Consider the following 15743-nt stretch of genomic DNA (forward strand, 5'->3'; position numbering starts at 1 on the left):
CTCTCCCGGGTCAGTCACGACAGGTGCGGGACCGCCGGACATCAAAACACCAGTCGAAACATGGTGAGCACTCGATTCCAATGCTCCATCGAAGGGGTGGACACAGTCGGATCCACCAATCGACATGAGCGTGCCAGCGCGATACTCAACCCGCCGTACAACTCTGGCAGCAGCCGTTCGGTGTCAGCGTCGAAGTGGTTGGTCCCGCCAGGGACCACCTCGACGGAACGCGCTGCTTTGCGAAGCCGGAGCTGAATCTCAATGTGTTGCTGCGTAAACCGTGATCTTCGAAAGGCGGCTCTAACTAGGGGCGCGCTCTGCAACCAGGACCGCGATGTCTTCGGTCTTGGCTCCGCGGAGCACGGACAACTGGACCCGGTCGCCCGGTCTGGTGCTACGAAGCTCCGCTATGAGCTCCTCTGCCGTCGCGGTTTCCTCACCGTTCAAAGCGATGATGATGTCGCCAGGTCGAATGCCGGCCTCCGCAGCGGGACTTGGTGTCAAAACCTGCATGGCGACCACACCACTGGTGCGGCCGATTCCCAGTGTCCGCGCAATTTCCGGCGTCAGGGTAGCGGGCTGGATACCGATGAAGGAGTGGCGGGCGGTCCCGGTGGTCAGCAGCTGGTCCGTGACGTCGACGACAGTCGCGGCGGGAATGGCGAAACCCAGGGCTACCGCGCCCTCCGTCGGTGGAATGTAGGCCACGCTCATACCTACAACTTCTCCTTGCGCATCGAGTACCGCGCCCCCAGAATTACCCGGCGAGATGGCGGCGTCGGTCTGAATGAGATCTACCAGCGGTGCGCCGGTCGAAGCCGACCCGGGGATCTGGCGGTGTAGTCCTGAGATGATGCCGGATGTGACGGTGGCCGCGAATCCCAGCGGGCTGCCTATGACTACGGCGAGCTCACCGACGTGGGGCAGCGGCTCCTGAAACGTCGCTGCAGGCAGGCCTGTGCGGTCGACTTGGATGACGGCGAGGTCGGAAACCTCGTCGACGCCACGGACAGTTCCCGCGATCCGCCGCCCGTCGGCGAGGGCTACGGTGACCTCCCGCACGCCGTCGACTACGTGGGCGTTGGTGACGATCGTGCCGTCGGCCCTATAGACAATGCCGCTGCCCACGCCCTTCTCGGTGAGCACTGTGACGACCGAGGGTTCGACCCGCCGGACCAGTGCCGGTAGATCAGGGCCGGCCGCAGCCAACGGCGCCGTCGATACGGGGTGTGCCGCGGAGGGGGTGGTCGACCCGGAGTCCGTCGAGCCGGAGTCGGTCGAGCCACTGCATGCGGTGAGGAAAATGACCGTGCCAACGAGCAGCCGCAGTATCCAAACCGCGGGTCGTACGGTCGACGTTAGATGCATCAGCTCAGAGCCTCCCTATCGCTGCTGACTTCAGTGCCGGTCACCATGTGCCACTACTCCAGTGATCGCACTGCACCCCAATCAATTCTGATCTGTGCGCCATGGTGGTCACATCACGAGACAAACGTTGCACCCTACTGCCGCTTCCGACACGGTCCTGTGGGTCCCAAACCCGACGCCTGTACCTAGCTCCCCAGGCCGAAGAGCCCCGAACTGCTTGTTGGCGCGAATTGCCGCCGTAGATGAAATCGGCCGCTGGAGCCATGATTAGCCCTTTCCCCGAGAGCCTTTCGGTGGGCGTGCTGCCGTGTTCCTGCTCGCGAACCGGCAACGACCCGAAGAGAGGAGCTGGTTGATGTTGACGTCACTTTCCGGGGCAGGGTGTGTCTCGTCGGTTCTCGGTAAACGCTGTGCCCACTGAGCGGAGCCGCAGCGTCGTGCCGGCAGTTCAAAGTTCTCTCCACGGAGTGGACCTCCGAGGACGATGACGTAGGGCCCGTCGCGGTTCAAGCTAGTCAACACTTCGGTGCCCGCGACGACGGATGGGCCAGGCGTTTTCCCACCCAGAAGTGATTTCGCCAACCGGACCCCCTGCGACGCGCCGAGGGGACCAGCACAAACTCGTGATGCGACCCGGAGGTTGTCTTGTCACCAATGTGGGTTACCGAGTTTCGTGATTTCGTCCCCGCCGGGACCCAGACCGCCAACTGGACCATCACCCACCGCGACGAACCGTTAGTAGCCGCCGGCAAGGCGTTGTCGCAGAACGACATCGTGTGCAGACGGCAGTCGGCGATGATCATGACCGGGCAACCATGAGTGTCGACGACAGCGCCGGAGGATCGCGCGGCCGCAAACCCGTCGCCGGCGGCTCGGAGTCGCAGGAACCGGATGAGCGGCCGGTGGGCTTTCTGGAGCTGTTCTTCGACCTCACGTTCGTGTTCGCGATGTCACAGGTCACCCATCTGATGCTCCACGACATCTCCTGGCAGGGCTTCGGCCACGGTGTACTCGCCCTACTCGCCCTCTGGTGGGCCTGGGTGTGCTACGCCTGGCTGACCAACATGTTCGAAATCGCGCACGTGATCCCAACGACTCTGATGATCCTCGCGATGGCGGCGATGCTCATCGCGGTGATTGCACTGCCGACCGCATTCACCACCGGGGCCGTCGTTTTCGCGCTCGCATTGTTCGCCGTACGCCTCATCAACGCCGGCATGTTCATCGCCTCGGCATCCCGAGGCGAGGCTGAAGTGGCGTCGACGATCCGCCGACTGGTGCCCGGCCTGCTCGTCGGGCCGGGCCTGATCGTTGCCGGTGCATTTGTCGCCTCCCCCTACCGTGAGTTGCTCTGGGTCGCCGCGGCGGCGGCCGACTTCGGCAGTCCCTTGATAGCGGGCATCAACGGACTTCAGGTCGTGCCTTCGTATTTCATCCACCGCCACGGTTTGGTCATCATCATCGCGCTGGGCGAGACGATCATCTCGCTGGGAGCGGGCGCGTCCGAAAGCCTGCACCATCCAGGCGTCGTCGCCGCTGTGGTTCTCGGGGTGCTGATCACGGGCACCCTATGGTGGACCTACTTCGGCCTCACCACCGGCGCCGAAGAGCGTCTGCGGCTAACACCCGCTGCCGATCGGGCACGGTTGGCGCGCGACGCCTACAGCTACCTGCACCTGCCGCTCGTTGCCGGCCTTGTCTTTTTCGCCCTCGGGGCGAGGGTTTCGGTGGAACACATCAGCGAGCCGTTGGCGCCGCTGGCCGCCCTCGCCCTCACCGGTGGGGTGGCACTGTTCTACGCCGGGGAGGTGGCCTACAGATGGCGTGACCACCATCAGCTCACCGTCGATCGGCTCCTCGCTGCCGCCGCGTCTCTCCTGGTATTTCCGGTGGCGATAACTGTTCCGGCCGTGTCATCGCTGGCCGTTCTCACCGCGATCGGAGTCTGGCGTCTCGCATGGGAGCTGTGGCGGCGACCTCAGATTGGCACCGGTAGAGCGGGAACGTTGCGGTAAGGCAGGATAATCCGCATCGACGTCGTGAAATACTCCTCCGTTGTGAGGTCGTGAGACGGGAGCGAATGGGGATTCATTCGGTATCCATCATCGCAGCCAGTGCATCCCGAGATCGAACGGCATCGCCGGTCCGACTGGGACGGCCAGGTCGATGTCGATGATAGCCGGTGGGGTGGGCGTTCCCGCTGCGTCACCGACGAAGGATCAAACCCAGCTGCTGACCATCCTGGCTGCGGTGCCCCCACTACGTGGTGGTCATGCCAAGTCGGTCGCACCGACAACACGCTCCGCAGTCCTTCGTGGACGCCCGTCGGGCCATGAGCATCCGCCTGCGCTCAGTCAGCCCGCACGGCGCAGCGGCGTTCGACGAACTCAGTTTCTATCGCCTCATCGACGCCGCCCACGGTGATGGCGAGGTCGAGAGCTTTGTGCGCGAATGGCTGGGCACACTCCTGGATTACTACGAAAACAAGAACTCCGGCCTGGTGATGACCCTGAGCGATTACCTGGAGTGCGGTGGCTAGGGTGCGCTGTCGCTCGGCTCGACTGACGGTGATCCGGTTCGCCGTGGTGTCGTCGGCCTTCGGCACGTAGAGCGCACCCGCGCTGCCGGGACTCAGAACACCAGACGGAACAGATTGAACGCCCGGTCCCAGTGTTCGGGCGAGGGGTTGGAGACAGTCGGGTCCACTAGGCGGATCGACTTGGCCAGCGCAATACTCAACCCGCCGAACAACTCTGGTAGCAGCTCCTCGATCTCGTCGGCGAAGGTCACGTCTGCCGGCGGTTGCCGCACCGCCTGCCGCAGCAACTCTCTAATCTCTTGTGCCTCTTCGAGCTCGTCGAATTCCCGCATTCGTTCCTGTATGCCCCTGGTAATCGGAAGGTCCTGTGCCACAATGATGTCTCGTCCATTCCACCTGGCCGAGTTGCGTCCGGAGATGGCGATGTCATCGATCTCCTCGTCGATGAACGCCCGAAAGCGCTTTACGTCGTTTTTGTCGATCTTGATGCTGGCGGCGGAGCGGAAGAAACGTTGGAACACGGGAATTCCCGACGGATGGGTCACGCGCTACCTCCGGTCCACAGGATCAAACTGGTTCGACCCGCACTGATGTCAAATGCTGGCACTCTGTCGACGATCCCGAACCGGACCAGCAGATGCAATACCGTTGGGCCGATTCAGCCTCGCAGGTCATTGAGAACCCGCGCGAGGTTTGCCGGAGGCCGGCATCCACGGGCCGGGTAGCCGGTCTCGGAGCCGCCCGCACCAGCCAGTCGGCGAGGGCATCGGGTTCGAGTTGTGTCGGGAGCCAGGAGGCACGATCAGACCGCTGCCGGGCCGGCCCCTTGGGCCCGCAATAACCTAATGCGTCGCACAGTTGTGCACTCTCGGGCCGAAGTGCTCTGCGCGGTGCCGCCTGCAGAATCAGTTCGATCCGGTGGACAGGGGTGATCTGCCCGTTCAACCGGGAACTACGAAAGGCGGCCGGAGAATGAACCCAGCTCGGTCTATACAGTTGCCCTCCGGTGAGAAAATCGCCGCACTCGGCCAGGGCACGTGGCACCTTGCCGAAGCCCCTGGCCGGCGGGCGGATGAAATCGCCTCGATCCAGCTCGGTATCGACTTGGGATTGACCGTGATGGACACGGCCGAGATGTACGGCAACGGCGCGGCGGAAGTCCTTGTCGGCGAGGCGATCGCAGGACGGCGCGACGAGGTGTTCCTTGTCGACAAAGTGCTCCCGGACCACGCAACCCGAGAGGGTACGCTCCGTGCGTGCGAGGCAAGCCTAGGCAGGCTGGGTGTTGACTACATTGATCTCTACCTTCTGCACTGGCGGGGTCGCATCCCGTTGGCCGAGACAATTGCAGGCTTCGCCGAATTGAAGCGACACGGGATGATTCGCCATTCGGGTGTAAGTAACTTCGATATCGACGACATGATCGAATTGTCCGCCCTCCCAGGCGGTGACGAGGTCCAGACGAACCAGGTCCTCTATAACTTGACTCGCCGCGGGCCGGAGTACGCGTTGCTACCGTGGCTGTCCCAACATGGGATACCGGCCATGGCCTATTCGCCAATCGAGCAGGGGCGGCTGCTCGACAACCCGGCGCTGCGGCCGATTGCGCAACGGTATGACGCCACTCCGGCACAGATCGCCCTTGCGTGGGTGCTTCAACACGACGGGGTCGCCGCTATCCCACGCGCCCGAACCCTATCCCACGTTCGGCAGAACGCCGCTGCGCGAGACATTGAGCTGACCCGCAGGGACCTCCACGAGCTCGATCGAGCGTTCCCGCCGCCTACCCGTTCGCGCCCACTCGAAGTTCTGTGAACGAATCCGGCATGGCCAGTGTGAAAGTCGTCGGCACCGAGAGGGTTTGAGCGGCCTGTTCCGCGACGTCGCCGTTACCCAAGTCTTCCTCGGAGCCCACCGCCGGACGCGAAACGGATGACATCGGGCACTCGGTGGATGTCGCAGGCTCCTGCGCTGGACTTGACTGACTTCCGATTACAGCCGGAGGAGACGAAGTTAGCCAGAAGGGCCAAAGTAGGCGAGCCCAGTGATCGGTGACGCTGCTGTTGTGATGCAATAAACCCTCGTCGACCAACTGGCAGTGGCACCAACACGATTGATAGTGAACCTGTCGGAGGTCAGCGGTATCGACGCCGGTGGGCGTCGATAGCTTAGCTGCGCCGCCGCGGTCGCTGGCGAGGCGGACCACGCCTTCTGCTTGGTAGACGGGGAAGCAGGCCGCGTCCGCACTGCTCTCGCCGCGAAACAGGTAAACCGATCTGTTCGAGCTCGTCTGGTCGGTCAGTGAGGCGTTACAGAACTCGGGCTGAACAATGTGTACTTCTACGGCGGACTCGCACGCCGATGCTCGTCCCGAATGGTCCGCCTGGTTGGCGTTGTTGCGCTCTGCAGGGTCCCGGCTCAGGTCGCACAGTGTGCCAGCAGAACCGATGCACTTTTCGCATGCGCGCTCCACATCGGTGAGCAGCATGCCGGCGCCTATCTGGGCGATGACCTTGGACACGAATCAGGGTCTGGCGGTCCCAATCATCCTGTTCCACAACCCCTGTCGTGACGCCGGTCAGGGTCCTGGGGCCTGACGTCGCTGTTGGGCCTAGACCCCTTTCTCTTCCGGTAGCAGCGGCGCCCTTGTGATGCGGACAATTCGGGTCGCTAGGTGCAAGTTCAATCGCTCCTCGACATCCTGCCGGTCGCGGCCCGAGGTGTCGCGAATGCGGCCAATCCGATAGCGCCGAGCGCTTCTGCGGATGTTGAACGCCTCGTGAGCGTGATGACCAAGTCGGTCCTCTCGCGGACGTAGCTCAGAAGTGGACCCAACCACTCCATTACGGCGGCGACAGACCCGGCGCGATTTCAGCGCCGAACACCACGACGCCGAGCATCGGCGAAAGGCCCCGAATCCTGACCACCAGACATTGCGACGCTGGATGCATTCCGTTAACCCGCAGTTCGAAGCACTCATCTAGACATGTAGACACCACAGGAGCCTTGGGAAAGGGAACCATCGATGTCCGGACGAATTGTCACAGGAATCGTCGCCGTGTTGTCTGCGGCAGCGGTGACCGTGGGCTGCAGCAGCGGCCAGTCCACCGACTCCGCGCAGCCCGGCACCGTACGGCTGGCGGTCACCGATCTGCAGGGTCTCGAGGAGCTGCAGCGGGAGTTCGGCGCGTTCCAGGCAAAACTGGAGGAGACCTCCGGCCTGAATGTCGAGTTCTTCGCTGTCAACGATCGCACCGCCGCTGCGGCAGCGTTGCAGGCCAACCGGGTAGACGTCGTGTTCACCGGTCCCGCCGAGTATGTCGTGATCCACGAACAGACCGGCGCCGAGCCGATCATCGCGATCGAACGCGACCGCTACCGGTCCTGCCTCTACACCACCACCGCCAGCGGGATCACTGACATCCAGGACCTGCGCGACAAGAAGATCGCCATGTCCGACGTCGGCTCCACCAGTGGCCACCTCGGCCCGTCGCAGATGCTGGCCGACGGCGGACTCGACCCCATGAACGACGTGGAGATCCTCACCGTCGGCGACCTGGTGCACCAGTCGCTCAAGCGCGGCGACGTGGACGCTGCCGGAATCGGCTGCCACGACTACGAGGCGTCCATGGCGGAGGACGCCGACCCCGGCGCCTACCGCGTCATCGCCGAAGGACCCGTCCTACCACCGGATCTCCTGATGGGCCGTGCGGGACTGGATCCCGAGACCGTGACCGCCATCCAGGACGCCTTCAACAACAACTTCGACGCCCTGCTGGCGGCCATGCTGGAAGGCAAGGACAACGCCAAGTACGACGGCGCCACGCTGGTTCAGGTGACCGACCAGGACTACGACCGGGTGCGTTCGATGTACCAGTCGGTGGGCGTCAACGACTTCACCGAGTTCCTCGGCGACTGACATGGCATTCGCTACCTCCCACTCCGGGCCGGCGGAGGCGCAGGCCTGCGGCGCCGCCGCCATCGACGTGACGGGACTGCGGGTGCGGCACCGGCGCAGTGCCACAGACGCGCTGAACGGGCTCGACCTGCACATCAGTCCCGGCGAGAAGGTCGCACTGATCGGGACCAGCGGCGCCGGCAAGTCGACGTTGTTGCGCTGCCTGCTGCGGCTCATCGAGCCCGTGGCAGGTCGCATCACGATCGGCGGCACCGAGGTCACCGGGGCGCCGCGCCGTACGCTGGCCGCCGTGCGCCGCGACGTCGGCTTCGTGTTCCAGCGCTTCCATCTACAGCCGCGACTGACCGCATTCCACAACGTGATCCAGGGTGGGATGGGCCAGCACGGGTCATGGTGCGCATGGCCGTCGACCAGCCCCCGCGAGGTCCGCGACGAGGCGATGCAGAGCCTGGACCGCGTGGGCCTGGCCGCCTTCGCCGACCGGAGGGTCGACATGCTCAGCGGTGGACAGCAGCAGCGGGTGGCCATCGCCCGGATGCTGATGCAGCGGCCGCGGATCATTCTGGCCGACGAACCCGTCGCAAGTCTGGACCCCCGGTCGGCCACCGCGGTGCTGGACCTGATGGATTCGATAGCGCAGGAGCGCAAGGTCACCGTCGTCATGGCCCTGCACCAGGTCGAGCTGGCGCTGAGCCACACCGACCGGATCATCGGCCTGCGCAACGGCACGCTCGAGTTCGATCGACCCGCCCGCGATTGCGATGCGGCACAACTCAATCCGATCTTCGCCGAGCCCATCTCGTGAGCCCCGCTACCCTCCCCAAACACCAGGAACCGCCGGGCCGGTTCCGCCGGCCCAGCCTGCTGTCGCTGGTCATCATCCTGGTGGTCGGCGGCCTGCTGGTGCACGGCTGGTCCCAGGGCGCCGCGATCCGTCCGGATTCCCTGGCCACCGGGGTGTTCCGGCTCGGTGAGTTCGTCGACGACGCCATCCCGCCGGACGTCAGCCGGATCCGTCCCATCCTGGCCGCACTGCTCGTCACGGTCGAAATGGCCCTGCTCGGAACGATTGTGGGTGTTGTGCTCAGCTTGCCGCTGGCCGTGCTCGCCGCGCGCAACACCACCCCGCACTGGTCGCTGTACGCAGTCAGCCGCGGCATCATCACCGTCAGTCGCACCATTCCCGACCTGGTCTGGGGATTGATCTTCGTGATCGCAGTCGGCCTGGGACCAGAGGCCGGCGTCCTGGCAATCACGGTCGACGTGATGGGCTTCTGCGGCCGGTTCTTCGCCGAGAGCATCGAGGATCTGGATCCCGGACAGCTGGAGAGCCTGCGCGCATTGGCGGCTCCACGCTTCGGCGTGCTCATCGGCGGTGTACTACCGGGCTGCCTGCCCTCCTTCGTCACCACATCGATGTTCGCACTCGAATCGTCAGCCCGGTCATCGGTGGTGCTCGGCCTGGTGGGCGCAGGTGGTATCGGGATCGAACTGGCCACTTCGATGACTCTGCTGCGGTACGACGAGGCGGCCACCATCATCGGCTCAATCCTCGTGGTTGTTGTTGTGTTCGAACGGGTTTCCGCCGTGATCCGTCGGCGCGTCCTGGGTGGATAGGAGTAGCGATGAGCAATAGTCTGGAAATGATCAACCGGCACGCAGATCGCCCTGTCTATCGTCAGCTCAGTGACCTGCTGGCAGCGAGGTTGGCCGAAGAGTTCCGCCCCGGTGATCGGCTGCCCAGCGAGGCGGTGCTGTCGCAGGAGTTCGATGTCAACCGGTTGACAGTACGGCGCGCACTGGAGGAACTGAACCAGCTCGGGCTGATCGAAACCGTGCACGGCAAAGGATCTTTCGTCGCTTCGCCGCCGGTTCGTTATGACGTCTCGGCCGGCCGCGACGCCAGCTTCACCCGCAGCATGAGCGAGCTGGGCCACCGGGTGGCCATCGTGGTGCTGTCCAGCGAGACCGTCGCCGAACACCCCACGCAGACCGAGCTGCAGACCACCGGCCCTGTACTGGTGACAACCACCCTGCGCCTCGTCGACGACGAACCGTATTCGCTGTCGGTGACCGCACTCGGAATCGAACGGTTCCCGCAGATCGCACAGCAGTGGGCAGGAGAAGCATCGCTGTTCGACTTCCTGCTGGACACCTACGGCGTCCGGATGCACCGCGCCAACCGCACCTTCGCCGCCACGCTGGCCGAACCCGCCGAAGCCGAGTACCTGCGGCTGCGCATCGGCGGTGCGTTGTTGGAGATGGGCGGTCTCAACATCGACCAGGATGGCCGCCCAGTGGCTGTGGTGAAGCATCGTTATCGCGGGGACCGCGTCCAGTTCACGGTGGACCTCGGATGACCCCGGATGCACGTATGGAGGCCCTGGCCGTCGCCGACCCAATGGCCCTCGAACTGCTTGCCGACGACATCCTGGCTGCCGGCGCGGTGGTGTCGGTGACCACGGGCCCCGAATCGGTCACCACGCCGGTGCGGGTTCCGCTGCCCGGTTCGGTGTCCACCACCACTGTTCTCGGCCATGTCGCGTTGACTCGCTGCACCGTAGACATGGCGGGCACCCGCGGCGACGGTATCCGCGGCGGCTACGACATGGTTGGTGCGGTGGCTGCGGCCATCTGTGATGCCGAATGCGAACGCGGGGGGCCGATGTCGGCGCGGGTGGAAGCCCTGTGCGCCGGCGCCTTCGACCAGAAGGCTGATCGGGCGCGGGCACGCGCGACTCTGGTGGCGGCAACCCGGTTGGAGCAGGCGTGACGTGGCATGTGGTCCATGACGGGCGCAGCACCTTCATGGCGTGTATGCGAGCCTTCTGCACACCGGGCGCCGCGATCGAACTCCCTCCGGTCCCGCAGTTCAGCGCCTGCCGTGAACTCGACGGCGCCGCAGCCGTTCTGCTCGCGCTGCTGGATCCGGGCCTCGCCCTGGCCGTGGCAGGGAACTCCGAAGCGCGGCGGGTGGCCACCAGGGCTGCTGAACAGACTGGCGCTGCGGAGTCTGACATCGAGTGCGCAGATTGGGTTCTGGTGCACGGCCCGGTAGCCGACACCCTCACCCGCGCTCGCCGCGGTGAACGGCTGACCCCCGAGCAGGGCGCCACGGTGATCGTGGCAACCGCGGGCCCGGCAGTGCCGATGGTGCTGTCAGGACCGGGTATCGACGGCAGCACCACCGCCCACGTGCCGCTGGACGCTCTCTCGACGCACGCCTTCACCACCGCGAACACGTCGCCGCCCTGCGGGGTGGATGTGCTGATCGTGACGCCGCAGTACTTGATCGGCCTGCCGCGTAGCGTGTCGATCAGGTTGGGAGACAACTGATGTACGCGAGTATGCAGGAGAACGGCGCGCTTGCCGCCGCCCGGGAGATCGCGCGGGAGCAGTCGTCGGCGCAGGGCGCCACCAACACCGCGGTACTCGAACAACAGGTGTGCGCCGAGGCCGGCATCTGGGAGACCGCCGCAGCCCGTCGCGCGCTCAACCAGGCCGGCGGTGATCCCGCGCACGCCGTGTCGATGCTGCGCGTGTGGGCGGCCACGCAGCCGCACATCCCCTCGGTGACTGTCCAGCCCGGCGACACCGCCGTGGTCCGGCGGTTGTCGTCGGCATATCCGGCCGTCCCGGGCGGTCAGTGGCTGGGTCTGGCGCCCGATCTGATTCCGCGCAGGCTCGACTGGAACGATGGGCCCGCCGTAGACACCACCGAGCAGGCGGAGCGCCCGACGGTCACCGACGACGACGCACCGACACGCTCGGCGACGCCGCGGGTGCGGGACCTCATCAGCGGTGTACGCCAACCCACAGGCCCCGAGGAGGGACCCGGGCAGGACCCAGCCGACAGCGTGCTGGTGCCGCCGCTGTGCCGCGCCGACCGGCTGGCATTGCTGGCCCGGGGAGAAACCGGTGCCATGGTGGCCCTGGCCGCGCTGATGCTCGGGCGCCGGCAGGAAGCCGTTCTGGTGGAGCTCACCGTCTCGGTGGTGGCGATCCGAATTCCTCACCCCCGCACCGGGGTACCGTGTGCGGCGGCCGAGGTGCCCATCACCGAGGTGGAGGTGGTGCTGGACGCTGACGTCGACGGTATCCCAGGGCTGGCGATGGGATTCGGAGCGTCATTGGGCACCGTCGAGCGGCGGGCCATCTCCATGGCGCTGCTCGACGGCGCCATGCAAGCCGATGGGGATCTGCACCAACCACTGCTGCTGGACGACCAGACCGTCATCGGCGCCATCGACGGCCCGGCCACCAACGGGTTCGTCGAACACCTGCGGCTGCCCCACTACGCCAGCTTCACCGCATACCTGTCCGCCGTGGCAACGAACGAGGCGACGTGACCGACACTGCTCCGCAGACCGTGGCAGCACTGGCCGCTGCCCATGCCCACCCGGAGGCGTATGCCTACCTCGATGAGAACTCCAAACGCAATGTGCGCCGGGCGATCCTGAAAGCGCTGGCGATCCCAGGCTGGCAAGTGCCGTTCGCGTCACGCGAGATGCCGGTGGCTCGCGGCTGGGGCAGCGGCGGCCTGCAGCTGACGCTGTCACTGGTCGGGCCCACCGACGTCGTCAAGGTCATCGACCAGGGTGACGACCAGTCGGTGAACGCCACCGGCATGCGCAATCTAATCAGCGCGTCGGCACAGTGCCGCGCCACGACGCACACCACGGAGGCGACCATCATCCAAAGTCGACACCGGATACCCGAATTGGAGCTCCGGCCAGACCAGGTGCTCGTGCTGCAGGTGCCTCACCCTGAACCGCTACGGCGGGTGGTGCCCGACGAGGCGGCTGCCGTCGAGCACCATGCCCAACAGGACTACACCCCCGCATGGCTGGACCTCTATGACGGCCAGGCCCGCCTCGGCGGGCCCCGGACGGGCGCCGACCACCCGGTGCTGGTCGACGGCGGCAGGCTGATGAGCCCGAGCCCGATCCCCCGCCACGACGTCCTGCGCCTGGACCGGCGTCCCCACCCGATCCTGTTGGGCGCCGGGCGCCGTGCCAGACTGACTGCCCTGCCGCCCTACACCAGCGTCCAGGCGTTGGCGTTCGACGACATCCCCTTGCACGCCGAGCAGGCCGGAGAAGCGTGCGCGCGGTGTGCCAGCACGACCTCCTACCGGGTGCCCAGCGACGGGGCATGGCAGTGCACCGACATCGATGCCTGTCAGGTCCGGCGCGCAGCAGGCCGGCCGTGACCGCCGGCGCCGCCACCACGTGGCCACAGCAGACCACGCTGCTTCCGCCCGAGCCGGTTCTGTCGGTTCGCGGAATCTCGCACCGCTTCGGTCCGGGCTGCCCCCGTTGTGTCGAACTCACCGGGGAACTGGCCGGCACCAACCGGTGCTCGGCATGCGGATCGGTGACTGCCGTGCACGACGCGAACCTGGACGTCGGACCCCAGGAAGTGCTGGGTATCGTCGGCGAATCCGGTTCAGGCAAGACGACATTGCTGCGCTGCCTGAACCTGGACCTGACACCGGATTCCGGCACGATGACGTTGACGGGTTACGGCGATCTCTACACCACAGCCGTCAACCGAACCGAGATCCGGCGTTCTGCGGTGGTGATGGTGCACCAGAACGCACTGGCCGCCGGGTTGTATCCGGGTCTGGCCGCGGAATCCAATGTGGCCGAACGCCTTCTGGCTGGTCACGGCCGGGTGTTCGCCGACGTGCACGCCAAGGCGACTGCCCTGCTGGTCGAGCTGGGCCTGCGGCCCGAACGCCACACCGACGCGCTGCGTACCTTCTCCGGTGGTATGCAGCAGCGGGTGCAGTTGGCGCGGGCGTTGGTGGCGCCGCCGCAGCTACTGCTGCTCGACGAGCCGACCACCGGGCTGGACCCGTCCGTGCAGGCCGACCTGCTGGAGGTGGTACAGCGGGTGGCCCGGGCCCTCGGCTCGGCCACCATCGTGGTGTCCCACGACCTGGGCGCGGTCCGAGTGCTGGCCTCGCGGGTGCTGGTGTTGCATCACGGCCGGATCGTCGAACACGGGCTGACCGAACAGGTGCTCGAGGATCCACAACACCCTTATACCCAGCTGCTGGTCTCGTCGAGGCTAATATGACCGCTGCGATGACCACCGGGATCACCGCGCGCGGCCTCACCAAGAAGTTCGACGGTGCCGCTGTCCTGGACTCAGTTCATTTCGACTGTGCGGCAGGCACACTGACTGTCGTCATCGGTCAGCGCGGTTCCGGCCGCTCGACGCTGCTTCGTTGCCTCACCGGGGTCTATCGCCCCGACGCCGGTGCGGTCACCTACCGGCTCGCCGGCGACACTGTGGATCTGTCCACCGCCGACCCCCGAACGGCCGCATGGGTGCGGATGCATCACATCGCGACGTTCGACGGCGCGTTGGCCGCGCCGCCGCAACTGCCTGCCGCGGTCACGGTGGCGCGCGTGACCGGTTGCACCCGTGCGGCGGCGGCCGGGGCACTGGACCGCCTCGGCGCCGGCGCAGTCGCCCCGGTGGCCGTGGGACGGCTGCGGTTGCGCGATCGCCACACTGTGGCGCTGGCCGCGGCACTGGTGGCCGAACGCCAGTTCGTGGTTCTCGACGAGCCTGAGAACCACGTAGCACCAGAGGTTTTGGTGGATTGGCTACCACGTCTGCGCGACGCCGGAGCCACCGTTGTCGTCACGGCTGCACCCGAGAGTGCACTCACATCGATCGCGACCACCGTCGGTGAGTTGCGGGAAGGAAGGTTGACATGACAGAAACCGTGCTCGAAGGGGTCACCGTGGTCCCAGGCGGTGGACGACCCGTGGTGGACGACGCGGTGGTGGTGATCGACAACGGTCACGTCACCGAGATCGCCGCGGGTGCAGCCACCGCCACCAATCTGGTTCTCGTGCCCGCCGCCGTGGACCTACACCTGGACAACCTCAACGAGCGGCGACACCCGCGCGCCACGGTGTCCCTGGATCCCGCGGCGGTGCTCACCGTCCTGGACGCCGAGTGCGCGGCGGCCGGGATCGCGACGGTGTGCGTGGCCGCGCGCTGTGAGGACTCGCCACGCAAGGGCATCGCGATTGCCGATGCGGCCGCGCTCGCGGCCGTACTGGAGGACCTGGGCCCACATCTGAGCTGCGACTGGCGTATTCACGCGCGGGTGGAGCTCACCGACGACCGAGCGATCGACGCACTGCAGGCGGTACTGGCAGCGTCGTCGCGGGTGGCGCTGATGTCGATGATCGAGACCTCGGTGCAGCGCAGCCGGTTCTCCTCGCTGGCCGAGACGCGCGCGTTCTACGCCAAGGACTGGGGCGTCAGTGAAGCCGAGGTCGAAGCGGTCTTCACCGTCGATGCCGGCCGACTGGCCGCCATCGCCGACCGGCGTCAGGAGGTCAGCGCGCTGGCCCGCGCACATCAGATCGTGCTCGCCAGCCACGACGATCGCACTCCCGAACACATCGAAGAGGGACACGCCGCCGGTGCGTCAGTGGCGGAGTTCCCGCTGACCCTTGCCGCCGCCGCGCGGGCCAAGGAGCTTGGGATGACTGTGGTCCTGGGCGCGCCGAACGCGATGCGGAGCCGCTCGACGTCCACCGGCAACGTGCTGGCCGCCGACGCCATTGCCGCGGGAGTGTGCGACGTGCTGTGCTCGGACTACCTGCCGTCGTCACTGCAGGCCGCGCCCCAGGTGCTGGCCCAGCGCGGCGTGGTGGGGCTGTCCGACGCAGTGGACCTGGTGTCATCGAAACCGGCTGCGGTTTTGGGCGCACCCGCCACCACCATCGAGGTCGGCCGTCCTCTCACGGCGTCACTGCGGCGCTTGCAACCTGGCGGCGCGCACCTCGGGACGGCCCTGTGGCGCAACGGCCAGCAGGTATTCGGCCGTGGCGTACAGATGATCTCGGCCTGACCCGCTGCTGCGGCGGCCCCATCTCTGTGGCT

General features: G+C 66.2%; 19 protein-coding genes. 15 read left to right on the top strand and 4 right to left on the bottom strand.

What is annotated here, in order from left to right; translation table 11 throughout:
- Positions 1–41: 41 nt before the first annotated feature.
- Positions 42–323: a DUF1931 family protein gene (locus tag NL241_RS33660; protein ID WP_494396295.1), complete on the bottom strand. Its 282-nt coding sequence runs from the start codon at positions 321–323 to the stop codon at positions 42–44.
- Positions 301–1146, bottom strand: a complete 846-nt coding sequence (locus NL241_RS33665) for a S1C family serine protease (protein ID WP_494396296.1) — start codon at positions 1144–1146, stop codon at positions 301–303. The genes NL241_RS33660 and NL241_RS33665 overlap by 23 nt, the downstream gene beginning before the upstream one ends.
- Before the next feature lie 876 nt (positions 1147–2022).
- On the opposite strand from NL241_RS33665, the gene NL241_RS33670 reads away from it, so the two are divergent.
- The 3 genes from NL241_RS33670 (at position 2023) to NL241_RS33680 (ending at position 3907) form a co-directional block, all read left to right on the top strand.
- A complete protein-coding gene (locus tag NL241_RS33670) occupies positions 2023–2187 on the top strand; it encodes a hypothetical protein (protein ID WP_494396297.1) in 165 nt (54 codons plus the stop codon).
- A complete protein-coding gene (locus NL241_RS33675; RefSeq protein WP_494396298.1) occupies positions 2184–3383 on the top strand; it encodes a low temperature requirement protein A in 1200 nt (399 codons plus the stop codon). Before NL241_RS33670 ends, NL241_RS33675 begins: the two co-directional genes overlap by 4 nt.
- A gap of 317 nt (positions 3384–3700) precedes the next feature.
- Positions 3701–3907: a hypothetical protein gene (locus NL241_RS33680; protein ID WP_494396299.1), complete on the top strand. Its 207-nt coding sequence runs from the start codon at positions 3701–3703 to the stop codon at positions 3905–3907.
- Between the two features lie 92 nt (positions 3908–3999).
- On the opposite strand, the gene NL241_RS33685 is transcribed toward NL241_RS33680, so the two are convergent.
- A complete protein-coding gene (locus NL241_RS33685) occupies positions 4000–4452 on the bottom strand; it encodes a DUF1931 family protein (protein WP_487689729.1) in 453 nt (150 codons plus the stop codon).
- 451 nt (positions 4453–4903) lie between these two features.
- Here NL241_RS33685 and NL241_RS33690 point away from each other — a divergent pair, with 451 nt between their 5' ends.
- Complete coding sequence (locus NL241_RS33690; RefSeq protein ID WP_487689726.1) at positions 4904–5722, top strand: aldo/keto reductase; 819 nt, start codon at positions 4904–4906, stop codon at positions 5720–5722.
- Here NL241_RS33690 and NL241_RS33695 read toward each other — a convergent pair.
- Positions 5691–6428, bottom strand: a complete 738-nt coding sequence (locus NL241_RS33695; protein WP_494396300.1) for a hypothetical protein — start codon at positions 6426–6428, stop codon at positions 5691–5693. The two genes, NL241_RS33690 and NL241_RS33695, sit on opposite strands and share 32 nt — an antisense overlap.
- Before the next feature lie 504 nt (positions 6429–6932).
- On the opposite strand from NL241_RS33695, the gene NL241_RS33700 reads away from it, so the two are divergent.
- From NL241_RS33700 to NL241_RS33750, 11 genes are read left to right on the top strand one after another with little or no spacing between them, the layout of a single operon-like run.
- Complete coding sequence (locus NL241_RS33700) at positions 6933–7826, top strand: phosphate/phosphite/phosphonate ABC transporter substrate-binding protein (protein ID WP_494396301.1); 894 nt, start codon at positions 6933–6935, stop codon at positions 7824–7826.
- Position 7827: 1 nt separating this feature from the next.
- A complete protein-coding gene (locus tag NL241_RS33705) occupies positions 7828–8631 on the top strand; it encodes a phosphonate ABC transporter ATP-binding protein (protein ID WP_487689722.1) in 804 nt (267 codons plus the stop codon).
- Positions 8628–9443 carry a phosphonate ABC transporter, permease protein PhnE gene (gene phnE / locus NL241_RS33710; RefSeq protein WP_487689719.1) on the top strand — a complete coding sequence of 272 codons (816 nt, stop codon included), beginning with the start codon at positions 8628–8630 and terminating at the stop codon, positions 9441–9443. The genes NL241_RS33705 and phnE overlap by 4 nt, the downstream gene beginning before the upstream one ends.
- A gap of 8 nt (positions 9444–9451) precedes the next feature.
- The gene (locus tag NL241_RS33715) at positions 9452–10186 is read left to right on the top strand and encodes a GntR family transcriptional regulator (protein ID WP_487689717.1); all 735 of its coding nucleotides are present in this window, start codon (positions 9452–9454) and stop codon (positions 10184–10186) included.
- Complete coding sequence (locus NL241_RS33720) at positions 10183–10599, top strand: phosphonate C-P lyase system protein PhnG (RefSeq protein ID WP_487689714.1); 417 nt, start codon at positions 10183–10185, stop codon at positions 10597–10599. Before NL241_RS33715 ends, NL241_RS33720 begins: the two co-directional genes overlap by 4 nt.
- A complete protein-coding gene (locus tag NL241_RS33725; protein ID WP_487689712.1) occupies positions 10596–11162 on the top strand; it encodes a phosphonate C-P lyase system protein PhnH in 567 nt (188 codons plus the stop codon). Before NL241_RS33720 ends, NL241_RS33725 begins: the two co-directional genes overlap by 4 nt.
- Entirely contained in the window at positions 11162–12175 is a 1014-nt protein-coding gene (locus NL241_RS33730) for a carbon-phosphorus lyase complex subunit PhnI (RefSeq protein WP_494396302.1), read from the top strand. The genes NL241_RS33725 and NL241_RS33730 overlap by 1 nt, the downstream gene beginning before the upstream one ends.
- A complete protein-coding gene (locus NL241_RS33735; protein WP_487689708.1) occupies positions 12172–13038 on the top strand; it encodes an alpha-D-ribose 1-methylphosphonate 5-phosphate C-P-lyase PhnJ in 867 nt (288 codons plus the stop codon). The genes NL241_RS33730 and NL241_RS33735 overlap by 4 nt, the downstream gene beginning before the upstream one ends.
- Entirely contained in the window at positions 13035–13910 is an 876-nt protein-coding gene (locus NL241_RS33740) for an ATP-binding cassette domain-containing protein (protein WP_487689705.1), read from the top strand. The genes NL241_RS33735 and NL241_RS33740 overlap by 4 nt, the downstream gene beginning before the upstream one ends.
- Positions 13907–14560 carry an ATP-binding cassette domain-containing protein gene (locus tag NL241_RS33745; RefSeq protein WP_487689703.1) on the top strand — a complete coding sequence of 218 codons (654 nt, stop codon included), beginning with the start codon at positions 13907–13909 and terminating at the stop codon, positions 14558–14560. Before NL241_RS33740 ends, NL241_RS33745 begins: the two co-directional genes overlap by 4 nt.
- Complete coding sequence (locus tag NL241_RS33750) at positions 14557–15711, top strand: alpha-D-ribose 1-methylphosphonate 5-triphosphate diphosphatase (protein WP_494396303.1); 1155 nt, start codon at positions 14557–14559, stop codon at positions 15709–15711. The genes NL241_RS33745 and NL241_RS33750 overlap by 4 nt, the downstream gene beginning before the upstream one ends.
- The last annotated feature ends 32 nt before the right edge of the window (positions 15712–15743 follow it).

This window comes from Mycolicibacterium sp. SMGY-1XX, assembly GCF_059132455.1.